26 protein-coding genes are annotated in these 23,849 nt (G+C 37.5%); 16 read left to right on the top strand and 10 right to left on the bottom strand.

The annotated features are described in order from the left end of the window. The 3 genes from QXS89_01655 to QXS89_01645 all read right to left on the bottom strand — a co-directional run. The coding region (locus tag QXS89_01655; GenBank protein ID MEM3830890.1) for a hypothetical protein at window positions 1-242 on the bottom strand (242 nt) is incomplete at its 3' end. Window positions 243-249: 7 nt separating this feature from the next. Beyond that, on the bottom strand, window positions 250-558 hold the full coding sequence (locus QXS89_01650) for a DNA-directed RNA polymerase subunit L (protein MEM3830889.1): 309 nt from the start codon (window positions 556-558) through the stop codon (window positions 250-252). Window positions 559-580: 22 nt separating this feature from the next. Beyond that, window positions 581-955 (bottom strand): hypothetical protein, encoded by a 375-nt coding sequence (locus tag QXS89_01645; protein MEM3830888.1) that lies wholly within the window; start codon window positions 953-955, stop codon window positions 581-583. A gap of 67 nt (window positions 956-1,022) precedes the next feature. On the opposite strand from QXS89_01645, the gene QXS89_01640 reads away from it, so the two are divergent. Continuing rightward, complete coding sequence (locus QXS89_01640; protein MEM3830887.1) at window positions 1,023-1,268, top strand: Lrp/AsnC ligand binding domain-containing protein; 246 nt, start codon at window positions 1,023-1,025, stop codon at window positions 1,266-1,268. A gap of 42 nt (window positions 1,269-1,310) precedes the next feature. On the opposite strand, the gene QXS89_01635 is transcribed toward QXS89_01640, so the two are convergent. Next, window positions 1,311-4,085, bottom strand: a complete 2,775-nt coding sequence (locus tag QXS89_01635) for a DNA-directed DNA polymerase I (GenBank protein ID MEM3830886.1) — start codon at window positions 4,083-4,085, stop codon at window positions 1,311-1,313. Between the two features lie 198 nt (window positions 4,086-4,283). On the opposite strand from QXS89_01635, the gene QXS89_01630 reads away from it, so the two are divergent. After that, entirely contained in the window at window positions 4,284-4,781 is a 498-nt protein-coding gene (locus tag QXS89_01630; protein ID MEM3830885.1) for a RecB-family nuclease, read from the top strand. Window positions 4,782-4,938: 157 nt separating this feature from the next. Continuing rightward, window positions 4,939-5,088, top strand: a complete 150-nt coding sequence (locus QXS89_01625) for a hypothetical protein (GenBank protein ID MEM3830884.1) — start codon at window positions 4,939-4,941, stop codon at window positions 5,086-5,088. Between the two features lie 23 nt (window positions 5,089-5,111). Here the strand turns inward: QXS89_01625 and QXS89_01620 are convergent, their stop codons facing one another. Continuing rightward, entirely contained in the window at window positions 5,112-6,362 is a 1,251-nt protein-coding gene (locus QXS89_01620) for a hypothetical protein (protein MEM3830883.1), read from the bottom strand. A 258-nt stretch (window positions 6,363-6,620) separates the two neighbouring features. On the opposite strand from QXS89_01620, the gene QXS89_01615 reads away from it, so the two are divergent. The 3 genes from QXS89_01615 to QXS89_01605 are packed head-to-tail and all read left to right on the top strand — an operon-like array spanning window position 6,621 to window position 9,030. Continuing rightward, window positions 6,621-7,805 (top strand): proteasome-activating nucleotidase, encoded by a 1,185-nt coding sequence (locus QXS89_01615; protein ID MEM3830882.1) that lies wholly within the window; start codon window positions 6,621-6,623, stop codon window positions 7,803-7,805. A 5-nt stretch (window positions 7,806-7,810) separates the two neighbouring features. Beyond that, window positions 7,811-8,314, top strand: a complete 504-nt coding sequence (locus QXS89_01610; protein ID MEM3830881.1) for a PUA domain-containing protein — start codon at window positions 7,811-7,813, stop codon at window positions 8,312-8,314. Beyond that, window positions 8,281-9,030: a PAC2 family protein gene (locus tag QXS89_01605; protein MEM3830880.1), complete on the top strand. Its 750-nt coding sequence runs from the start codon at window positions 8,281-8,283 to the stop codon at window positions 9,028-9,030. The genes QXS89_01610 and QXS89_01605 overlap by 34 nt, the downstream gene beginning before the upstream one ends. 2 nt (window positions 9,031-9,032) lie before the next feature. Here the strand turns inward: QXS89_01605 and QXS89_01600 are convergent, their stop codons facing one another. After that, window positions 9,033-9,956, bottom strand: a complete 924-nt coding sequence (locus QXS89_01600; protein ID MEM3830879.1) for a methyltransferase domain-containing protein — start codon at window positions 9,954-9,956, stop codon at window positions 9,033-9,035. Further along, window positions 9,940-11,004 carry a deoxyhypusine synthase family protein gene (locus tag QXS89_01595; GenBank protein MEM3830878.1) on the bottom strand — a complete coding sequence of 355 codons (1,065 nt, stop codon included), beginning with the start codon at window positions 11,002-11,004 and terminating at the stop codon, window positions 9,940-9,942. The genes QXS89_01600 and QXS89_01595 overlap by 17 nt, the downstream gene beginning before the upstream one ends. 110 nt (window positions 11,005-11,114) lie before the next feature. On the opposite strand from QXS89_01595, the gene QXS89_01590 reads away from it, so the two are divergent. The 4 genes from QXS89_01590 to QXS89_01575 all read left to right on the top strand — a co-directional run bounded on the left by QXS89_01590 (window position 11,115) and on the right by QXS89_01575 (window position 14,252). Then, window positions 11,115-11,348: a zinc finger domain-containing protein gene (locus QXS89_01590; GenBank protein ID MEM3830877.1), complete on the top strand. Its 234-nt coding sequence runs from the start codon at window positions 11,115-11,117 to the stop codon at window positions 11,346-11,348. Between the two features lie 12 nt (window positions 11,349-11,360). After that, the gene (locus QXS89_01585; GenBank protein MEM3830876.1) at window positions 11,361-11,633 is read left to right on the top strand and encodes an elongation factor 1-beta; all 273 of its coding nucleotides are present in this window, start codon (window positions 11,361-11,363) and stop codon (window positions 11,631-11,633) included. Window positions 11,634-11,794: 161 nt separating this feature from the next. After that, entirely contained in the window at window positions 11,795-13,984 is a 2,190-nt protein-coding gene (locus QXS89_01580) for a CDC48 family AAA ATPase (GenBank protein MEM3830875.1), read from the top strand. A 16-nt stretch (window positions 13,985-14,000) separates the two neighbouring features. Beyond that, entirely contained in the window at window positions 14,001-14,252 is a 252-nt protein-coding gene (locus QXS89_01575) for a hypothetical protein (protein MEM3830874.1), read from the top strand. A gap of 82 nt (window positions 14,253-14,334) precedes the next feature. On the opposite strand, the gene QXS89_01570 is transcribed toward QXS89_01575, so the two are convergent. After that, complete coding sequence (locus QXS89_01570) at window positions 14,335-15,954, bottom strand: hypothetical protein (protein ID MEM3830873.1); 1,620 nt, start codon at window positions 15,952-15,954, stop codon at window positions 14,335-14,337. A gap of 108 nt (window positions 15,955-16,062) precedes the next feature. On the opposite strand from QXS89_01570, the gene QXS89_01565 reads away from it, so the two are divergent. Then, window positions 16,063-17,010: a trypsin-like peptidase domain-containing protein gene (locus QXS89_01565; GenBank protein ID MEM3830872.1), complete on the top strand. Its 948-nt coding sequence runs from the start codon at window positions 16,063-16,065 to the stop codon at window positions 17,008-17,010. A 41-nt stretch (window positions 17,011-17,051) separates the two neighbouring features. On the opposite strand, the gene QXS89_01560 is transcribed toward QXS89_01565, so the two are convergent. Next, entirely contained in the window at window positions 17,052-17,303 is a 252-nt protein-coding gene (locus QXS89_01560; protein MEM3830871.1) for a hypothetical protein, read from the bottom strand. A gap of 36 nt (window positions 17,304-17,339) precedes the next feature. On the opposite strand from QXS89_01560, the gene rqcH reads away from it, so the two are divergent. The 5 genes from rqcH (at window position 17,340) to QXS89_01535 (ending at window position 21,922) form a co-directional block, all read left to right on the top strand. Further along, window positions 17,340-19,277, top strand: coding sequence for a ribosome rescue protein RqcH (gene rqcH, locus QXS89_01555; protein ID MEM3830870.1), 1,938 nt, complete (start codon window positions 17,340-17,342; stop codon window positions 19,275-19,277). A gap of 66 nt (window positions 19,278-19,343) precedes the next feature. Further along, window positions 19,344-19,667, top strand: a complete 324-nt coding sequence (locus tag QXS89_01550) for a 30S ribosomal protein S25e (protein MEM3830869.1) — start codon at window positions 19,344-19,346, stop codon at window positions 19,665-19,667. Window positions 19,668-19,711: 44 nt separating this feature from the next. Then, window positions 19,712-20,524, top strand: a complete 813-nt coding sequence (locus QXS89_01545) for a tRNA (adenine-N1)-methyltransferase (GenBank protein ID MEM3830868.1) — start codon at window positions 19,712-19,714, stop codon at window positions 20,522-20,524. 18 nt (window positions 20,525-20,542) lie between these two features. Next, window positions 20,543-20,887, top strand: a complete 345-nt coding sequence (locus tag QXS89_01540) for a hypothetical protein (protein MEM3830867.1) — start codon at window positions 20,543-20,545, stop codon at window positions 20,885-20,887. 51 nt (window positions 20,888-20,938) lie between these two features. After that, the gene (locus QXS89_01535) at window positions 20,939-21,922 is read left to right on the top strand and encodes a V-type ATPase subunit (protein MEM3830866.1); all 984 of its coding nucleotides are present in this window, start codon (window positions 20,939-20,941) and stop codon (window positions 21,920-21,922) included. Window positions 21,923-21,952: 30 nt separating this feature from the next. Here the strand turns inward: QXS89_01535 and QXS89_01530 are convergent, their stop codons facing one another. Continuing rightward, entirely contained in the window at window positions 21,953-23,824 is a 1,872-nt protein-coding gene (locus QXS89_01530) for an aldehyde ferredoxin oxidoreductase family protein (protein ID MEM3830865.1), read from the bottom strand. Window positions 23,825-23,849: the final 25 nt, after the last annotated feature.

The following is a 23,849-nucleotide window of genomic DNA, read 5'->3' as shown; positions in this document are numbered from 1 at the left end:
TCTATACAGAGAATCCTGCTACCACCAGCTAATCCTGCTGCGAGACTTATTCTACCGGTTCCACACCCTAGATCTGCTATGACACCTTCTAGATCTCCTCTTAGAAGAGCTTGGATTATGATCTCTGATACAATTCTTGAGGGAGTTATATACTGTTCAAATCTCTTACTAGGCTTCCTGAATCCAGGTACTTCTTCAAGTATTTTCTCAAGTTTCTTCTTATCTATAGATCTATTCAGCATATGATTTTTACTCAGTAAGAATCTCTCCAAAGACTTTCTTAAGCTTTACAGCATATTCTTTCGCTTCTCTAAGTACTTCTATGAGAACTTCCACAGGATCTCTCTCACCGTCTGTTACTATAGATATTCTAGGAAAAGATATGAGAGGATGATCTATGGTGTATGCAGCGTAAACTACATGAGGTTTTTGAAGAGCTAGTTTAGATATCATATTAGGTAGTGAATGAAGATCTCTTTCCTCGAGATAGAATATAAGCTCTTTCTCATTTCTCTTTTCAATACGAATCCTAGGATGAAAACTCTGCTCTGACGTCATTATGAAGCCTCACTATATTATCCTACCCAGCTATATAAGATTTCCTCTCACAGAATAGAAGGATCTTATCTAAAACCTTCTCAAAATCCTCTTCAAATATCTTCATCTTCAGAAGCTCTTCTCTAGATATCTCACGCAATCCACTTCTACCCAGTATTTCTCTAAGCTTCTCTAGTTTTTCATATGATGAAAGTTTCTCGCTAATGAAATAATATTTGATCTCTTTGAATACATCTTTTCTAGAGAACATCTCAAGCGCTTTATCAAGTCTCTCTTCTTCTATTATATCCATGTACTCGATTCCTGTAGAACCTCTGAATACTGTAAATATATACACATTCCTCAAATTATCACTAGATGATCCGTATATATGTAAGATCCTACTTTCTTTCTTCAAATCCTACTCCTCTAAAATCAATAAAACTATTAATACCTTAATAAAAATATATTTTTGGGATAGCTTTATGCCCCAGAAAGCTCTTGTCCTGATAAATATAGAAATTGGAAGTGAAGAAGAGGTTTTAAGCAAGCTTAGAGAGATTCCTAACATAAAAGAAACATACCTTGTATATGGAGTATATGATATTGTAGCAGTTATAGAAGCTCAGACACAAGATGAGCTTAGAGAAATTGTTGTAAAACATGTGAGAAGAATACCAAAGATAAGATCTACTACGACTATGATGGTTATTGAGGAATTTAAGAAATAGATTCTTCTCATTTTTTGATCTAGCATTTAATTTCTAGAGATCCTAACTTTCTATAAATCTATGAAGCTTCAGAATAGATCCTGATATCTCATCCCAGTCTATACTTAGAGGAAGCATGATCTGTTCTAGTGTTGTTCTCAGTATCTCAATATATTTATCCAGATCTATTTCAGAGATCTTTGCAAGCTGTATAGGTTTAACCCCTTCTCTACCTCTTACTTTCACAAAAATAATATTATCTCCTGCTGATATTTTTATACCTTCTCTCAGTAGCATTAGAGCTGCTTTAACATGTTGTGGTGTTGTCTTGGTATACTCTCTAACATCCTTGCTCAGCATCATTGTAAAAGACATATCCTCTAGAGTATATTCATAGTGCTTAAGCTTCATATATATATCATGAACCATGTCTTTAATCCACTCTCTCACCTTGATTATCTCTTCAGGCTTCTCTACAGAGCTTATCTTCTTAAGAATCTCTCCAAAAGCTTCTCTAGCAAATTTAGGGGTGTTCTTCTTCTTACCAACCAAGCCTTTAATCTCTATAGAACCCTGAGTTGTCACTCCGAAGTAATTCTTCTTGAGAGAGAATGCTACAAATCTAAACTCTTTATCGATCTCAAGATCTAATCCGAAAGATTTGAGAACCCATTCTCGAAGCTGGTTAAGTTTCTCAGGCTCTGGATCCCATAGGAATAGCGAGTCTGTATCTCCATATAATACTAAGAGTCCTAGCTCTCTAGCCTTCTCCATAGTTCTGGTAATGATCATCCTTCCTAGAGCCGTGACACTCTCAGCTACTGGAACCGCGAATAGTGGGAAATTCTCATGACCAAACACACCATATGCAGCATTTACATATACTTTTAAAGCTCTTTGAACAACATCGTACCAGCTCTTCGTAGAAGGATCCAGATCCTTGCTTTTACTCTTCTTCTTAAAAATTCTAACTCTAAAGTCTCTAAGAAGTCCTATTATAAATGCTGTGATCCCTGGTCTATCCATGCACACCTCATGTATCTTAAGATCTCTTTCATCGAATATATCTCTCACATTTCTACATCTTCCAGGCTCTGGATCTATTGTTTCATAGCTTAGATTCCATCTCTTAATTATACTCGGGTATAGAGAGGCGAAATCTAGAACTGCAACCTTGAAGAAAACACCTTGAGGAGGTTCTATAACTATTGCTCCAGCATATTTCTTACCTTTTATCACAGCTTCTGTTGTTTTCTTAGATTTACTCTCTCTAATTTCTCTCTCGCTGGGGATGAAATAGTTCTTCCTTCTATGCTCCCAATAGAATAGATTCTTAATCCATGTAGATACCTGTGTTCTCGTCACATCTTCCAAACCTAGTTTTGATATTCTCATGAGAAGTATTATCAGCTTCCATATAAGCTCGTCCTGGTATAAGGTTAGTTGTAGTGTTAGCTGAGCATCTCTGAGATTGTATCTCACCAGCTTCCCAATACTCATTCTACCAACACCCTCCTCATGAGAGATCTTACCCACACCTAGGATCGCTGTAGCTACAGCATCTAATGTGAACTCCTTATACTTACCTTCTAGAGCGTAGTTCTGTATAGATTTATTTCTAAAGAATTTGTAGAGGTCTACATGGAGAGCTGTCCTAAATGTGGCATGTGTCTCCTTGAATACTATAGGTATCACATTTCTATCAATACCAAGTCTAAGAGCTCTCTCGTAGAGATAAGGTAGATCGAATGCTTCACCATTGAACGTTATTATCACCGGATAAGTACTTGCTATGCTAAAGAAATCCAGAATCAGATCCTTCTCATTCTTATACACACGAATCTCAGCATTCTCACCTAGATCTCTAATCTCATCTAGAGATCCTATACCTTCTCTCATTAGAACAAAAACAATATTCCTACCATCACTATCGCTAATAGCAATACTTACAATAGGATACTCAGCAGTCTTAGGATTAGGAACTCTAGTTCTCACCGGGGTGAATACCTCTATATCTATGGCAGCTCTCCTAATCTTAGGAGGTTTTTCCTCGAAGAGTATATACCATGAGATAGCTTCTCTTCTAATCTCCTCAGGTTCTTCGGAGAATACTTTATTAACTTCTTCTTCTATTTTCTTTAAATCAACTGAGTAAACAGGTTCTATCTTTCCATTTAAAATCTTATGTCTAAGCCCTGGTATGATACCTTCATCATATATGTAGTTATGATGATATTTTATATTCGCCTCCCAATAATTCTGAAACTTATCTCTAATCTTTCTAACAATCAAAGGATCTGATACAACTATCTTTGTTTTACTCTCGATCTTTCCTTTTAGAAGATTCATTTTACTCACTCTATAGATATCTACAACCCCTCTAACATCTTCTTTAAGAATCTCTCTAACTCTCGTAGGATCTAGATCAACATAGAAATAAGGTTTATGACCAGATCTATCTCTATAGATCTTCAGCTTACCACTATTCTCATCATATAGATAAACGACAGCTCTACCACTAGCTCCATCATATGATACCTCGAGAACATATGCATCTTCAGCGTATGAAACTTCTTCTAGTTGTAGAGGAGGGTCTGTGTTCACCCTGTCGATAGTAATTATATTTACATTAGCAGCCATATTCTTACTACTATCGCTAGAATTACTATTACCACTCAGAATACTCTGATCCTCTGTAATACTCTGAATAACTCCTTCGCCACCGACAACCTGTCGATCTCTGACCTCGGTATCAGTATTAGAAGTATTACTCTTTCTAATATACTTTAGTAGATCACCTCCACTCTTTGACATCCTACCTCTCTTCTCTAAATCCACTACAGCCACCACAAGTCTTATCAGATGACTATTCTATAGATGATATTAGCATAGGAGGATTTTAACTAGAAGACCCGGGATCATCATATGCATAATAAGCATGGTAATACCAGTATCATATTCGAAGCGATTAGTATATAGAGATCTAGAGAATTGTAATATATAAGAACTATGAGAATTATAATGGTAGAGCTTGTAATGAACCTAAACGAGAGAAGATTCATCATAGATCTCCACGCTCCTGCAAGTCCTTATCTCGTGGTAGAATTCATAAAAGTCGTATCATCATTCATACATAGAGAATCTATAACACCAGTCATAACAAGACCAACAGGTCTTGCAGCACAATCAGGAGTTCCAGAAGCGTGGAGAATCGCGTATAAAAACAATATACCTATGATCGTTCTCCCAGATATTAAAGATGTAATCGAAATATACAAACCAGATGAAATAGTAATATTCCAGAAAACAGAAGAATCAAAACCCATAGAAGAAAGCCTAGAACTACTTAATAAAAGAAGCATACTAGTAGTAATACCATCAGGAGAACAAGCATTAACAAAAGAAGAACAGATACTAGGAAAGAAAATCCATAGCAGAACTCTCACAAGAGATACAAATCCACTAACAATACTAGGAATAATACTAGTACTAATAGGAGAAGAGGGAAAGCTAATCAAAGAAACTATAAGATAGGACTGGAAAAAACCGCTCTCAAACCGAAGAAAAGATAATAGAACACGAGGTAAGCCGGAAAACATAAGAGATCAAAGCATAGAAGCAGATCAGAATATAATCAAGAGAGAGTGATGTGTATCATAGTGAGTAGTAGAAAGATGTAACCGTGATAGATATGAAGAACACAAGAAAAATGAAAGCTTTAAAGATAGCAGGAGTAGCAGTAAAAACAGTACCGCTAGCTCTCACACTATTTGCTGTGGTATCAAATATAAGTGTACAGCCTACAGGCTTTAAAGATACTAGTCCATGGACTGAAGGCTGACATAGACATCTGCTATCATAATGCTATGAGAGGTATTGTGGAACTAGAAACTCGGTCCATTGAGCTTTTTTGAATTTCTTCTTTAATCTACGTATGTTTTTCGTGACATTTTTCTCGGATTCTTTAAGTGTATACCATCTCCTGCCTTTAATAGAATAACAATGAATTGGAAATCCTACTCTAAGAGATCTTAAGGTCTTACCTTCAGCTTCTTCAGGTAGGATTACTCTTTGATCTTGTCTAACGATTCTAACGTTATACCTGCTTATTAACTGATCTACTTTAGATATATCCTCGGATCTTATCCAGAAAGTTATAACACATACATTCAGAGGATCGCATAGAACATTTGCATATGGTGTTCTTGAGAGTGTGTATCCTAGTTTAAGTGTTTCTCCTCCTCTTATTATGAAGGTGTACATTAGCTCAGCTCTAGGATTTAGAGGTCTTCTGAGATATGCTCCTAGAAGATATTTATTTCTTATGTGCTTTAAGAAGTGATATCTAGCTTTTTCAACTCCTATCATAAGAGGTCCTCCTCTGCTAAGCCATCGGGGTGAGAATGTATACTTAACTTCTAGAAGAGACATTAGAACTACATCTATTACATCTGGTGGTGGTCTTGGATCTAGATCTTCTAACTCGCTCGTGTCAGGTTCTTTCAAACCTTCTTTATCTATTATCTTAAATGTTTCTTCAATGCTGAGAGGACATTTTCTGTGATCTGGACAGTATTTAGCTAGATCTGGAACTTGATAGTATGAGAGATCCATTTTATGAACAAATATAGATTCCTTATCATCTATTATCTCTGACTTGCGTAGCTTCTCAACTATGGTATTCATATTCTCGCCTCTTGGTATTAGATAGTACACTCTCGTATCTCCCATAGGCATTGTGCTTATTGTTATACTCTTAATCCAGTAATTATAAGGCAGAAATCTCGCAACATCAATCGCGCTACTTCTCTCAAATTCTCCTTTAAGTTTAAAAGCTACAACATATCTCTCTAGATCAGCTCTATAAGGGCTAAACGCTAGACCTAGCAGATCTTTCCTAAACGCTATATCTCTTGCGATTCTAACTAGAGAACTATATGGTGTGTTCTCAAGACCTAGAGCTGGCATTACCTCTTTTACGAGTTCAAATCTTGGATTTGACAATGCTTCTCTTAAGAGTATATATTGTATTTTAGTTAACTTTCTATAATACTTCTTCTTCCTTCTCGAACTAGTCTCTGTTCTACTTATCCCAGCTTCTTTCTCTGCACTCATTGATCTTCACGTTTCATATATATTTAAGCTATCTCGAATTTATTTTAAACGTACGATCTTTTAAAAGATCCTTTTGAATAATACTGGTTTTATTACAACTAGATCTTCTTCTAATTAGAATCAAGATCTTTCACTTCAGAAAGTGTCATCCCTTCTAGTTTAAGAAGGCTACGAAGTTTCTGATTGTAATATTTTTAATCGTTTATATACATAGTTCTATGATTGGGATTATAGGTGTCCGGCGAGAATGATGAAGGTATTGAAGAGATCATAGACAGAGATCTGGGGTCTTACATATCTTATCTAGAGAGTGAGCTGAAAAATATCAAGAGAGAGTATCTCAGACTTAGAGAAGAGTTGGAGCATTGTAGAAGCGAGCTTGAGAAACTTCTGCAACCACCATTAGTAGAAGCTATTTTTCTTGAAATGCTTCCAGATGGTAGAGCTCTTGTGAGAAGTTCTACAGGACCTACACTCGTTGTAGAGATTAGTAAGAGAATCGATAGAAACATGCTCAAGCCTATGGTCTCGGTTCTTCTTAATAATAGAGGTTCTGAAATTGTTGAAGTTCTAGGATTCAGAGAGGATCCTATGGTGAGAGCTATGGAGATAGAGGAAAGACCTTCCACAAGGTATAGTGATATAGGAGGTTTAGAAGAGCAGATCCGAGAATTAAGAGAAGTTGTAGAACTACCTCTCAGAGATCCAGAGATCTTCAGAAGACTTGGTATAGAACCTCCTAAAGGTATCCTACTATACGGACCACCAGGAGTGGGAAAAACACTTCTAGCCAGAGCTGTTGCTGGTGAGACTAATGCTACTTTTATAAGACTAGTAGCTTCAGAACTCGCACAGAAATATATTGGTGAAGGTGCTAGAATTGTGAGAGAAATATTCTCTCTAGCTAGGAGGAAAGCTCCATCAATAGTTCTAATAGATGAGATAGATGCTATAGCAGCTAAAAGACTTGATATTGGAACGAGTGGGGAGAGAGAGATTCATAGAACTTTAACTCAGTTGTTAGCAGAGATAGACGGGTTTAATCCTCTTGATAGGGTTAAGATTATCGCTACAACTAATAGAATCGATGTATTAGATCCAGCTCTTCTAAGACCTGGGAGATTTGATAGAATACTCTACATACCTCTACCTGATAAGAGAGGTAGGATAGAGATCTTCAAGGTTCATATGAGAAAGCTTAATATAAGAGGTGATGTAGATCTAGAGAAGCTTGCAGATCTAACAGAAGGAGCTTCGGGAGCTGATATTAAAGCTATATGTACTGAGGCTGGGTATATGGCTATTAGAGCTGGGAGAGATTATATAGTATATGATGATTTTCTCAAAGCTGTTGAAAAAGTTATGAAGAGACCTAGTAGAATAGCTGAAACAGATCAGTTTATGAGATCTTCTCAAAAAGAGATTGGCATACAACATGTGTAGATATCATGATCAGGATTAAAGCTTCTAGAGAGAGTATTAGAATACTGAGAGCTCTTGCAGACTACCAGTTTAAACCAGGAGTGGGAGAGATCCTTATAAATGATGAGAGTTATCTACTAGTGTCAAAGACTACCGGAAGAATTAGAGGAGTTGAAGATTCAGAAGGTCTGGTTCTAACAGTGAGAGCATCAGATCACAGGATTATCCCAACATGCGTTGGAGGACTTAGAATTAAAAATCATGTAGCATCACCCCAACTTCGAGTGATAGTGATCAATGAGATCTCCAGAGAGATCAGTCTCGGAGGTAGTGTGTTTGCTAGACATGTTCTAGAAGTAGATCGAGAGCTCAGACCCTGGGATATAGCACTGGTGGTAGATGAAAGTGATAGATTACTAGCTATAGGAAGACTTCTTCTATCACCTGATGAAATGCTCCACTATATAAGGGGTGTTGCAGTATTTAATAGGGAGGGATGTTGGAAGTATTTAGAGAAAGTAGAAATGTGAGGATCTATATATACAAGGATGCATTATCATCGAGTAAGAATCCGATACTAATCACAGGATTTCCAGGATTTGGAGCTACAGGATATATAACAACTAAATATATCGTAGAAACTCTTAGATTGAAGAGGATTGGATTCATTATAACGAGATTCATGCCTGATACAATATCTATTGAACCTGAGATCAGATTTAGCTTTCCTCATGAGATATATTCAGATCAAGAGGGGAAACTATTTGTACTAGTCAACCAGGCAGTACCACCTCCTGTTGATAAGGATGCTTTCGCAGAAACAGTGGTTAAATGGGCTTATAAAAATAATTTCTCAGAGATGATTCTAGTAGGAGGATTAGATTCTGAAGTAAGAAAATCTCCCGAAGATCAGCTTAGATGGATTGGTAATAGCTATTCAAAGAGAGTTCTGGAAGAACCTCAGATGGATAGAGGTCTTATGATAGTAGGTCCTCTAGCAACACTTCTAATGTACAGTGAGATAATAGGTCTTCCAGCAATAGCTATACTCCCATATGCCGAGAGGAACAGACCTGATCCTAGAGCTTCTGCAATTGCTGTATCAAAGATCGCTAAGATTCTCAATATGGAGATAGATGTCTCAGAACTTCTCAAACATGCTGAGACTATTGAAGTACTTGAGAAGAAGATAAGATCTGAGATCGAAAAACCTGAGACAAGATACACACCCAGATACTATATGTAGGCTTATGGCTTGATCGATAGAAAGCCTTTGGCCTTATCAACCCATCTAACCTCTGTAAAACCAGCCTTCTCTAATCTTCTCTTAATACCCTTCAAAATACTTATATTGCTATGCCTTCCAGGTTCTCCGGTGTAGTGGAATAATCTTCCTCCTCTAGATAGGATCCTGTAAAGCTCCTTATAGAAACTCTCGCTATAAAGCTCTCCAGCAATATTAATTCTCGGAGGATCATGGAGAATAGCGTGAAAACACTCGTCATCGATTCTCGATACAACCTCTACAGCATCTCCCAATAGTATTTTAACCTTTTCCAAATCCTGAGACCATGGATTCATACTAGCTATGTTAAGAACATTCTTGTCAGCTTCTATAGATATAACTTCTCCAGATCCTCTTCTCAGAATATTTATAGCTGTATATCCTAATCCAGTACATATATCTAGAACTCTAAGACCTTTTAATCTTCCTAGTGAAAGTACTTTTAAAAGAGAATCTTTCCAAGGATCCACGCCTACAGTTCTATGCATCTGAATACCATTTATCTCTATCGTAGGAGCTTTATCTATTCCTACGGGCTTGAGCTTGTAATACCTTCCATTATCATATAGATCTATTCTTTGAATTCTCCCTCCGATCAGTTTATATAGAAAACCTTCTTCAACATATTCTCGTAGAAAACCTATGGAGAGCTCGAAACCTTCTATGGAAATATTCTCTCCTCTAATCTCTATTAAACTTTTTGAAAGCCCTAGATCCAGAGAGATCTCTATAGATCTTAAGCCTTTTAAAAAAGCTTGATATATAAGTTCAACATGATCTCTTGATATTATAGGACCTTTTACATAACTGTATTTATACTCCTGATCCCATCTAATATTACAATTAAAAATATTTCTCCTCCGAGAAAGATCAGATCTTTTCAACATATTTCTCTACGCTTTGAAACACAAAAGATAGATCTTTCTTCTCTCTTTGTATATTAATCTCCTTCAAACCTACTGCGAGTATTGGAAGAGCAATTGTAGCATCAACATTAACACCAGCTGAATCAGAAACCCTCACCTTACCCCAGCTTACAGCCTCTTCAAGAGTTGCCCCACTCAAACCACCCCACTGAGGTAGATCTGTTGTAATCTGAACAGCATACTTATGAGGTCTCACACTTTCTCTACCGCTTCTCATCTCCTCTATTAAGGCTCTGGCTACTGCAATTAATTGTATCAGATCTTTGGGAACACCGCCGCCTATATATATGACACCACTATCTCCAGCTCTCTCTGATATTGCTACGAGTTGTTCGAAGTCTTTGAATTGATCTATTATAATTCTAGAACCCTTCTCTTTTAAAGCTAGTATATATGCTATTCCATAACCTGAATCTACTATAGCAGGTACGAATACAGGTGTTTTTCTTCTAAAAGAAGTTCTAGCTATAGAATCTACTCCAAGTCTTTCTAATCTCGCACCTAGTAGATACATGAATTCTGCAGATGAATACACATGATCTTTTGGAAGATCTATTATAAACTCTTTTATAAGTCTCTCCATCTCTCTATACATATACTCATCAGCATACACATCATAGAACCTATCGATCTTATTCTTCAATAGAAGCTCATCATCAGTGCAAGGAGAACCTCTTCCATATGGAAAGCCAAGTCCTGCATATATATCCTCGGACACGTTAGCTCCTGTGGACACGAGAACATCTATATAGCCTTTCTCTATAAACCATGAGATTATACCCCACATACCTGCTGTAGCCATAGAACCTGCTAAACCCATGTATATAATCAGATCCCTGTCTTCCAGCATTCTTCTAATAATCTCAAAAATCTCTCCAAGCTTCCTACCCTGGTAAGCTGTCTTAGCCATACTCTGAAGAAGATCTCTTAAGCTGCTAATCTTATCAGGTCTAAATACTTCTACTCTCTCTCTGAAAAAATACTCTCTCGATGTCTTCACATCCTCCACAGCTTAATCCCGAATACTCTGATTATAAAATGAAATATAAAGAAATATTTCGAGAATGCTAAACCTCTCTCCACTATTTCTACAAGCTTATAAGAGGATTTACCATAATAGTGTCAGGTGTCATAGTAGTGGCAACTCTATCTACAAGACTCCCGAGACCGGCTCTAGTAGACGAGATATCACCACCAATATGTTCATCGTGTAAAAGAATCATACCTCCCTACGAGAAGGCTGTGAGTTTTACATGTCCTAATTGTGGTAAATACACGATCTGGAGATGTAAGAAGTGTAGAAATGCCGCTATATCATATAGATGCCCTGTATGTGGTTTCGAGGGTCCTTAGAAGGTGTTTTCCATGGCTGATGTCATAGCTGTTGTGAAAATTTATCCGGTAGATGTTATCCAAGACTTCTCAGAGATCATGAAAAAGATAAGATCTGTTCTTCCTGAGAGGTATAGAATTCTCAGACACGAATCCGAGGATCTGGCTTATGGTTATAAGATTCTCAGACTCTTCGTAGTATTTCCAGAAGCGACCGAAGGAGGTACTGAAGAATTAGAGAGTGTTCTAAGAGGAGTAGAAGGAGTTAATGAAGTAGAGATCGAGTATATATCAAGAGTTTTCTAGATCAACACTCATGATTTAAAAAGGTCAATGTAACAGCCTGCAATACTTTATCTACTTTCTTAGATAAAATAATTCATAGGCGGGTCAGGGAATTGAGCAGTAATCCTGAACCTTTTGAAAATCCCCAGAGCTCTCCCGGCGAAGGTGAGAGATCTAGAGGTGTGAAGAAAGAGGTCATACTAATAGTTGATGAGCTGAAGCATAGAGATGTTGTTGGGGGGAAGGTTAAAATTGATATATCAGTATTAAGAGAGCTAGGTCTAGAACCTGGAGACATTGTAGAGATAGAAGGTAGAAAAAAGACTGCTGGAATTGTATGGCCTAGCTATGGCGAGGATAATCCTAATATTATTAGGATGGATTCTATAGTGAGGAGGAATGCTGATGTATCTATAGGCGAGAGAGTTATAATTAGAAAAGCTTATGCTCAGCCTGCTAAGATTGTTAAGATAGCTCCTTCACAGTCTAACACAGCTATAACATCTGTAGATCAATCCTTCATAAATTTTGTTAAGAAAAGACTAGATAAACATCCTGTTGTTGAAGGAGATCTAATATACATACCTATTCTAGGTCAGTCAGTAGCATTTGTAGTTGTTCAGACAAGACCTACCGGTGTTGTCTACATCTCATCTGATACACAGCTTAAGATTCTTGAGAAACCTGTTCTGACATCTAGAATTACCAAGGTCACATATAATGATATAGGTGGTATGAAGAATATTATTATGAAAGTAAGAGAGCTTGTAGAACTACCTCTTAAATACCCCGAGATCTTCAGAAGACTTGGTATAGAACCTCCTAAAGGTATCCTACTCTACGGACCACCAGGAGTGGGGAAAACACTTCTAGCTAAGGCTCTGGCTAATGAGAGTGGTGCTTACTTCATAGCGATAAACGGTCCTGAGATAATGAGTAAATTCTATGGAGAATCTGAGCAGAGATTGAGAGAGATATTTGAAGAGGCTAGGAAGAATGCTCCAGCTATAATATTCATTGATGAGATAGATGCTATAGCTCCTAAGAGAGATGAGGTTATCGGTGAGGTTGAGAGAAGAGTTGTAGCTCAGCTACTAACCCTCATGGACGGTCTCCAGGGTAGAGGTGATGTAATTGTTATAGGAGCTACTAACAGGATCCATGCCGTGGATCCTGCTCTCAGAAGACCTGGAAGATTTGATAGAGAGATAGAAATTCCTCTACCTGATAAAAGTGGAAGACTCGAGATCCTTAGAATACACACGAGAAATGTACCCCTAGACTCTGACGTTGATCTTGAGAAGCTTGCTGAGATGACTCACGGATATACTGGTGCTGATATAGCAGCACTTGTTAAAGAAGCTGCTCTCAGAACTATAAGAAGAACCATAAATATAGATGATCTAGATCGAGATAATATAAATCCAGAGATCCTAGATGAGATAAAGGTTTCAATGGCAGACTTCTTAGAAGCTTATAAAGAAATCATACCTAGCGGTCTTAGAGAGGTCTATATAGAGATTCCAGATGTTAGATGGAGCGATATAGGAGGATTAGAAGATGTAAAGCAGGAACTTAGAGAATCAATTGAATGGGCTATTAAATCTCCACAGATCTATAAGAGACTTGGTATAGAACCTCCCAAAGGTATCCTACTCTACGGACCACCAGGAGTGGGGAAAACACTTCTAGGCAAAGCTATAGCTAATGAGAGTGGCGCTCATATGATATGGGTTAAAGGCCCTGAACTTCTTAGCAAGTGGGTTGGTGAGAGCGAGAGAGCTATTAGAGAGATCTTTAGAAAGGCTAGGCTTTACTCTCCTGCAATAATATTCTTCGATGAGATCGATGCTTTATTTCCTATAAGAGGGATGTTCAGTGAAGGTACTCATGTTATGGAGAGTATTGTGAGTCAGCTACTAGCTGAAATAGATGGTATTGATAGTATGAAGAATGTATTTATAATAGGAGCTACTAATAGACCGGATCTTATAGATCCAGCGTTGTTTAGACCAGGAAGATTTGACAAGCTTATATACGTCCCACCACCAGATCTTAAGTCTAGAATAGAGATATTCAAAGTTCACACTAGGAAGATGCCTCTAGCAGAAGATGTTGATCTTGAGTATCTAGCTAGAATGACCGAAGGCTATACAGGTGCTGATATATCAGCTCTAGTAAGAGAAGCCGGTCTCACTTCTTTGAGAGAAGATATAAATGCTACGAGGGTTGAGCTGAGACATTTCCTGAAGGCTCTAGAAAAGATCAGACCTTCAATAACTGAAGATATGATCAGGTTCTACGAGAACTGGGGCTTGAAAGCGAAGCAGAAGCTTCCTAGGAAGACTATTTCAACGACCATGTATTCTTAGGGAGTGAGAAGAGAGTTTGAGCAGGTATAACAGATCTAGTGTTTTAAGAATTATATTAGAAGAGCTGAGAGAAGCAGGAGGAGCTAGCAGAGATAAAGAGCTTTACGAGAGTGTTAGAAGAGAGATTCCAGATCTATCATTCAAAGAATTTCTAAAATATCTTCTCATACTAGAATTCAATGGATGTATCAACGTGAGCATTATTAGCGAGAATATGAGAGCTGTGAATATAACTGGAAAATGCTCTGAGGAGGAGAAAGAAGAGTGAATATGATCTCTCAAATCTTCTGATTCTCAGCATCATTATATACCTCGAGATATTTCCAATAAAGAGATGATGCATTTACTACTCATGGTAGAGAGCTAGAGGAGTGATATCGGCTGGTATAAATTACTATGAGATTCGAAGCAGTTGTTAGTAGACGTGGTTTTTGGTTGTAGAGTGCTTTCAAATTAAGAGATAGTATCATAAGAATATATTCCGAGAAAAGATCTGAATCTTTGGTTCCCCCGTTATAATCAGTGTTTCTAAAAGATCCTGATAGAAGATCTGATGCACCTGATACTTGATTGAAAATCTCTGGATTGCTAAAGCTAATTCTAGTTATAATCTCCTTGATTCTATAACCATTGCTAGCCGTTATATACCCTGAAGCATCAGGGCGGTATATAGTGGTATTTGAAAGAGATATAACAGAAGGATCTATATATATTGTTAATCGAACTATATTATCCCATCTACCTTCAAGAACGCCACTACCCGCATATCCTTCAGAGTAGAACGTGAAATTAACAGATCCTGTGATATTAGTAATAGAGATTACATTAGGATTAAGATACTTAACACCAGCCATATCTCCTAGCGTAATATAATAGCCTTGATAATACACTGATCTAGTATTAGTCACAATTCTATCATAATAAAGCCCCTCAGCTCTGTAAGTGTCTACAACCACCCGATATGATAGAGTTACATTCCAGTTATAGTTATCATATACAGCAACAAGGAAGCTATATGTGGTGTTATAAGATCCATAGTTTTTCGTAGTGAAATCAATAGACCCACCAGAAGGATATATCCAGTAAACATCAGCCGTTACAACAATACTACCATTATAAATATACGTAACATTAGTCCTTCCCCCTCCCAGAATAAATCTAGTACTTATATTCCAGGGATATGATATATTCACGGAAAACTTCAGACTCATATCCCATGGATTCGGATGATTTAATATTGATGGAGGATTAAACCAATTTGATGTGCTTAGCACTGGATAGCTTGTCGGAGGGTTGTCCGATATCTTTCTGAGATATATTAGAGTATCATAAGGCGACTTTAATATCGTGTAGCTCTTATTAATATCCCAGGCGTATACAGGGATCTCGTAGAATGTTATCGGAGAAGTTGTAGAAGGTATGTAAGCTCTCCAAGTACCAAGTACTATGTAGTAGCAATCCTTGCAAGCTTCGAATACGAAGTCGTAGTAGAAACATCCTCCAGATTCTACTGTATTGATAGTATCTCCACCGTTGTAGATCCTACTTAGATAAGAACTTAGATCTATCATATTGCCCAAGCTTGTTAAGAAGTATATCTTAAACCCTTCAGACCACATGCTTCGAATCCATTCTGATATATTGTAAGGTACTGCTCTATAGCTGTTCTCAGGCACCTCCAGAGGATTTTCACGTAGATCTAGATAGTATGTTTTATCAGATCCTCTAGCTATGATCATTATAATTCTACTCCCTGTCGTGGAGTAAAGAATGAGAGAATTATTACTCTTGGAGAGTTCGATGTTCTCCATATTTCTTACTCTCTCCCTCTCGAGAGATCCTATGATCTCTTTATAGCTCTCTTCTTGATTACTAAGTATCATAACATAGAAGCCTATGAACATAGATATAAGAACCGCTATTATTATACCTCCATACACAGCTTCTATACCTCTTCTAACCTTCCTCATAGGCTTAGCACCCCAGTAGATTGTATAATCTTTTAAAATGTCATAGAAGATCATTATTCGAGAATCTAGTTTTTAAGCCTCTATACAGCCTGTAACTAGGGTCTTCTTATGAACGGTATTCTAGAGAATTTAAACAAAGAGATCTCAGAGGTTATAGATAGAGTTAAGGAATCTGTTATAATGATAATTGTAGAGAAAGTAGACCTCTGGAGTATAATAGGTTTTGGACAGCCTATGAGAGGAGTAGGTTCAGGTTTTATAGTTGGCGAGAGACTTGCTGTAACCAACGCACATGTTGTAGGAGATGTTCGAAATGTTAAGATATTATATTCTGACGGAGCTAGTGGTGAGGGTACTGTTATTGCAAGAGATAGATCAAGAGATCTAGCGTTAGTGCATATAGATAGAGATGATATAAAAATCCTTAGAATGGGTGATTCAGATAAGATAAAAGTTGGCGAGATAGTTTTCGCCATAGGCTCTCCTCTAGGACTTCCAGGACCTTCAGTCTCAATGGGTGTTATCAGTGCTGTGGGAAGAACGATATTCGGAGAAGCGGATTTAGTGCTCGAGGATCTTATACAGACAGATGCTGCGATAAATCCTGGCAACAGTGGAGGACCTCTAGTTAATTTAGAGGGCGAGGCTATAGGAGTAGCTACAGCTATAATACCTTTCGCACAAGGAATAGGTTTTGCACTACCTATAAATCATGTGAAGAGATTCATACATATGATCTCTAAGTATGGAAGACCTGTGAGAGCTTGGATAGGTGTGTACGTAGCTCCTCTAACTCAAGAGATCGCGAAAGCCTTAGGTGTGGGTGTTAAGAAAGGAGTTGTAGTAGTAAGATCTATTCCAGGAGCTCCTGCTTATTCTAGAGGTGTTAGAGATGGAGATATAATCATGAAAGCAAATGATGTAGAGATCGCTACCGCGATAGATCTGAGGAGAGTTGTTGAGGATAGTATTGATAAAGGATCTGTAGAGCTAGAGATCATGAGGAGAGGAAAGATTCTAAGGATCGAGGTACCTATATACGTTGAAGAACTCTAGATCATCTATCTAAATATTTTTAACAGAGATCTTTCATACTTTCATAATATTACGGTTGATAGGTAATATACCGCTATCTGAGTTATGACGTACTTTCTAAAAGGATATCCTAGAAGTCTCGATATATATCCTCCTACAACCACTCCTGAAACCATGAGTGATGTGGAGAGCACTATGTAGTCTATAGGGTCTGGACCTATAGCTAGTAGACTTCTTACTAAAGTGTAGATCCATGCGAATATCACGCCTATAGATACTCTAATTAGATACAGCTTATAACTAATATTACTCATCAGACCACCTTTATCTTGGTAAGGATTGTATTGAGTATGTCAATTAAAAATATGAATTGGATTGATTTAAGTATATGGGTTAGAGAAGTCTCTGAAAAGCTTAGAAACTCATACATAGATAACATATATGGATTCAAGGGAGATATAGTTATAAGACTTAGAAGTAGTTCTGGAGAGAGACTATACCTAGTTGCTATGCCGGGTTCTCACGTGTTTCTCTCAACTAGAGAGATCTTTGAAAGAAGAGATATGGAGAGCATGAAAGGATTCATAGAGCTTATGAGGAGATTCGTGAGAGATTGCAGAATATCAGATATCAGACAAGTACCTTGTGAAAGGATCTTAGATATAGAGATCTCATGCGGCAGAGATAGTTATATTCTAACTCTAGAACTTATACCGAGAGGAGTTATAATCCTTAGAGACCTAAACGGAGTTATAAAAACTGTTAGTAAGGTTGTGAAAACCAGAGATAGAATTCTGAGACCTGGACTGATCTATAAGAGTCCTCCAGCAAGAAGTGTTATTTTATGTGAGAAAGATAGAGAGAAGCTTTTGAAGAATTTTATGAAAGGCTATGATATTATAAGAGGTCTTGTAATAGGCCTGGGAATACCTCCAGAAATCTCTGAAGAGTTTCTCTATAGAGAGAATCTAGGTAGAGATCTTGATCCCAAGAAACAAGATCTTAGCATGATAGAAGGTATCATAGCTAGAGCTGAAAAATTTATAGAAGAAATTCTTAGGAATGCCAGACCATGCGTAGTCTATGACGAGAATAATAATCCTATAGACTTCTACTCGATCACCCCGATATCTAGAGATATAGATTGTAAACCCAGGGATAGTTTTAATAGTATTCTAGATGAGTACTATACAAAGAGTATTCTAAGAGAAGTACAAGAAGATTCTGAGATTAGAAAGCTTAGAGAGATCTTAGGAAGATTAAAGACTTCTAGAGAAGATCTTGAGAAGAGTCTTAATTCATATAGAGAATATCTTTCTTTTATAGAGAAGAATTACTTGGACTTAGAAAAAATACTTGAATGCTATAAGACTCATATTAAGAATCCCAGCGTATGTCCTCAAGATCTTGATAACATGAAGATCGAATTTCGAAACATGAAGATTATATTAAGTCTAGGAGATCTATCTCTAGAATTTGATCCAAGAGAAGATCTCAAGAAATTCTACATAGATCTGAGAAAAAAGATTTCTCAGATAGAGAAGAGTATTAAAAGAATCGATGATGAAACGAAAAACATAGAAGAAAAACTGAGCAGGAGAAAAAAAGAGATTGAGATGTCCAGAGATATCATGAGTATCAGAAGTTTGAAAAAGATCGAATGGTATGAAAGATATCACTGGTATATAACTTCTGAAGGTTTAATCGCTATAGGAGGTAGAGATGCTGACCAGAATGAGAGTATTGTAAGAAAATATCTTGAGGAGCAAGATCTGTTCTTTCACGCCGATATACAAGGAGGCTCTGTATTTATATTGAAGAATCCCGATAAAGGTAGTGAAAAAAGTATTACTGAGGTAGCTCTTCTAGCAGGTTGTTATAGTAGGGCGTGGACTCTAGGCTATGGATCTATAGATGTATACTATGTAAGAGGTTCTCAGGTTTCTAAATCACCTCCTTCTGGAGAGTATCTTGCAAAAGGATCTTTTATGATCTATGGTGAGAGAAAGTGGATCAGAGGTGTAGAACTTAAACTAGGTATAGGTATTGAGATCGTTAAAGAAGGATATCCTAGAGTCTTTATAGCTCCTCCAGATATTATAAGAGATAGAGCTCTAGCCTACGCCATAATAATACCAGGCTCTGAGAACCCTCACGAGATCGCTGATAAGATTATTAGAAAATGGATTGAGAAGTATAAGAACTATGAGACTATGATCAGAGCTATTGAGCCTAAAGATATTATAAGTAAAATCCCTGGAAGATCTCGTTTGATAGAGATATCCTAACTCATGAGTATGGTTTCATGCAAAGCTATTTTATCCTCCACTAAACAAGTCATTATAGGGAGTAGTATGGGAACTAAAGGTAAGAAACCTATATCAGCTATGGAGAAGAGACAGAAAAAAACTATGGAGACTGCTAAAAAGGAGAAGGAAAAACCTTCTAAGAAGGAAGAATCAAGGAAGGGAGCAAGTGTTCTAAATGAAGAGATCATTGAAAGAGCTAAGAAAGAAATTAAAGATCTCAAGGTGATCACACCCTATACTATTAAGGAGAAGATGGGAGTTTCATACTCCATAGCTAGACAGCTTCTGAGATATATGGAGAGCGAGAATATTATAAGACTGTACTCTGCAAATAGAAGAATCAAGATCTACATACCTGCAGCTTCCTAATATTTTTATAGATGATGAGGGTTGGTATTGCTGAGAGATGAAGATTGACACCAGTTCTGAATCCTGATAGTGAGAAATTTGTGAATGAAGGTGATCTCATTCTTCTCTACATAGATCAGAGAAGAAAGTATGTTCTCAAAACTTCTAGCCAGGCTAGATTTGGCAGCGATCGAGGTTACATAGATCATAGAAATATTATTGGAAGGATCTATGGTTCGGCTGTAGAAACCTCTGTAGGATTTAGAGCATATATTCTAAAACCTACTTTAGAAGATCTAGTCTATAAGATCTTTAAAAGACCTACCCAGGTGCTTTACCCCAAAGACCTTGGATTGATTCTTTTAAAGCTTGACGTATCTCCAGGAAAAAGATTTCTCGAAGCAGGTGTGGGATCCGGTGTTGCAACAGCTTTTCTAGCGAGATCTGTTGCTCCCAATGGGAAGATCTATGGATATGAAATTAGAGAGGATCTAGCTCAGATAGCTATTGAGAATCTAAGAAAACTAGGTCTTGATCCATATGTAGAAATCAAGATCAGAGATATCGCAGAAGGAGTTGATGAAAAAGATCTCGATGGAGCTCTAATAGATCTTCCAGATCCCTGGAGGGTTACAGAGAGCGTGTATACAGCTCTTAGAGAGAGTGCTCCGGTGGTTTTCTTCATACCTACAATAAATCAGTTGAACAAACTTATCGATTCTCTCTTATCTGAAGAGAAATGGATTGATATCTCTGCACATGAGATTCTCGAAAGAAGATACGAGATTAAAAAAGAATCTGTAAGACCATCCACCAGAATGATAGGACATACAGGATACATAGTATGTGCTAGAAAGATTTTAAAGGGTGAGAGATAGTTTTATAAGGAGATTTAAGTGAGGGAATCATACGTTAAGAGAATACTATCTGTAGTTGAAGAGATAGAGAAGAAGATAAGCGAAGAAATAGAGAGATCTGATAAAGATAAGGAAGATATTGAAAAAGAAATCTCAGAACTTCTGAAAAGATTCGAAGAAGAACTCAGAAAAGATGCTGAGATAATGCTTAGAGATGCTAGAGAGAGAGCATCAAAAGAGATAGAGAAGATAAAGAGAGAATATGAAGAGAAACTCTCAAGAGAACTCGAGATCATAGAGAAGAAACTTTCAGAGAAAGGTAGCATAGCAGTGGTAAGAGCTGTAGATAGATTTCTAGAGATATATGGTCTTAAGCGGGAATAGAGGTGTCATATACTGAGTCTATCTCCAGATGTACTCTATATTCTTCCAAAATTGAGAACCTTATACTCTACATGTCTTAAAGATAGAGAGATTCAGGATCTTATCCAAACAGAATCACCCGAAGAATTCTTCGAAGTTCTCAAAGAGACGAGCTATTATCAGTATGCGAAGAACGTAGAGCCTAGAAACATACTTTTATTTGAACTCTCTCTAAATACATATCTTCATGATCTATTTAATAGGCTTGGTAGGTATAGTTATGATCTATATCGAATATTCAGCGCATCTGAGAATCTGATCTCTATAAAGATACTATCTTCATTACTACAGATTCTCGCAAGAAGAGATTACGATGCTCTTAGAAGAGCTATAGAGATAGCTCCCATAGATCTTCAGAAAGTATTTGAAGAATATCTTAGAGAAGAGATAAGTCTCTCTAAAGCTTTAGAGGATCTTGATAGAAGAGGTTTTGGCAGAATATCATACTACTATAAAGATATATCAAAGATAATCCCACAAGAACCTGCCATAGTGATGGCATCAGATCTCGCAGGACTCGAACTTCTCGCAGAACTCTTAACAGATTATCCGGAAATCTCTGAAATGTTGTGTCAGGAGATAGAGCTTTCTATACTTAATCTAGTGAGCAGAGTAATATTAAGAGGTCTTCAGGAGAGATTTAGCGGGTTTATCAGTAGAGTTATATCCTCCTACTCCTGTCGTTTAGGAATAGAGGTTATCGAGGAGCTTCTATCCTCTGATGAGACCAGACTTCTATCTATCCTAAGAAGAGTATACCCTCCGCAACTCATATCTCATGACATGTATAGCACAATCATAAACATAAGATCTTATCTTAGAAGAAGTTTGAGAAATAGAGCTAATTCAGCATTCCTATCCTACCCATACTCTTATTCAATGTCATGGGCTTTTACAATTGTGAAAAGATATGATGTGGAGGATCTTGTGTCAATACTTTCTGGCAAGATAGGGGTTATACCTTCTGAGAGCATAAGGAAATATATTTCCTTATAAATCCTATTAGGATCTCCTGATACTAGCTTTCTATACCACAACTCCAATTTTCCTCAGATCATCTGCTACAAAACCAATTTTCAACTTTTCCAGAGTGTTTTTCAGAGGAATTCCATTACTATTCCAACCTCTCAACCTGTAGTAATGCTTCAGAAGCTCTATATATCTATCTAGATCTAGTCTAGATCCCGCTAGAGGTCCTTTTGTAAGAGGTTCTTTAAACCATCTCTTAGGAGGTATATCCATTTCAAAGCTCCATCCTCGACCTTCCGCTACATACTCTCTGATCCAAAAGCTTCTTATAAGCGAGTATATTCTATTTCCTAGCTCGTGGATTGAATCCCATGTAAAATCGATTCCTGTTGATGCTTTCAAAAGTCTTGGGTAGAACTCTAGATCTATTCCCAGCTCAACCCATGGAAATCTACAGGTTGTAATAGATTCAAAAAGTCCTCCTCTTATATTCTGCATCCATACTAGCCTCTCAACTTTCTCAGGCGAGTATGTGAGTCTTCCCATTTTAACATCTAGAGTTATAAACCACGCATCCTTATGATGAGCTCCTATAGGTGATGTTCCATAAGCTAGAGCCATACCCTCTGCAGCGTGACAATCATAGGCTGATATTTCGAGACCTTTAACATGCATAGCATAATCGCCAGATCCGCCTCCTATAATCTCGGAAGCTTTTTTAACACCTTCAGCTAGAATATCTCCTAATTCTCTTCTAAAAGCTATGTCCTCAGCAAGTTTTACAGCAGTCTTATAATCTCCCCACTCGATCTTCTCCTTAATTAATTTCTTCTCTGAGACCTCCATAGCAAAACCTATTACGGATCCGAGTGATATGGTATCCATACCCAAGGTATCTGCCAGATAATTCAATCTTGAAACTCTGTTTAGAGGTGAAATACCTAGATTAGATCCTAGCATAGCTACATTCTCATAATCAAGCTCAGCCTCTCCGGATGCTATATCTGTCACATACTTCACAACATGACCACAAGGCATATTACACATGGGACATCCTTTCTGATGGATTCTCATGCTTTCAAGCATGTAACCATCGATCCCCGAGTAGAATTCGAATACTCCCTCTCTGAAGTTATATGCTGGGAGAACAGAATTCATCTGAGCCCATTCAACGGTCATGTTGGTACCTTGTCTCATCCAGAATCCATATCCTGAGGATGTTTTTACAGCATTATAAGCATCCATACCGATCTTAACAAGTTCTTTTCTATCGCTAACCTCAGGATCTCTACATCCCTTTAAAACTATCGCTTTGATCTTCTTAGAACCCATTACAGCACCCATACCAGGTCTTCCAGCAGATCTTCCAAATTCACTTATGACTGTTGCGAATCTAACTAGATTCTCTCCAGCTGGTCCTATGGATAGAATACCCACGTTCTTTCCAAATTTCTCTGAAAGTCTTTTCTCAGTATCGCTTGTATTAAGACCCCATAGATCTTCTGCGTCGGAGAATTCTACACCTCCACATGATATGTATAAGACAACAGGTTTCTGAGATCTACCTCTAATAACTATTGCATCATAGCCTAGTCTCCTCATCTCAACAGCTGCTCTTGTTCCAATATTACCATCTCCATATCCATGCGTAAGAGGTGACTTAGATGCAATAACCATCTTACCAGAACTCGGTAGAGGCATTGCGGTAAGAGGTCCTACCGAGAGGATCAAATGATTATCGGGAGCGTAAGGATCCACACCAATAGGGTTAAAATCCCATAGAAGTTTAGCTGCAAGGCCGCGGCCACCAACATAATTTATAAGAGTTTCTCCATCGAGATCTATACTCTTACTCTCTCTCCTATCAAGATCTATATAGAGAAATTTCCGAGCCCAACCCTTGGGAGTGGACATAATATCATCCTCCAAGTTATTCATCTAGAGAAGCTAATTA

This window comes from Sulfolobales archaeon (genome assembly GCA_038881635.1).
Classification (GTDB): Archaea; Thermoproteota; Thermoprotei_A; order Sulfolobales; family AG1; genus WYEN01.
This window is presented reverse-complemented; position numbering and strand designations above follow the sequence as displayed.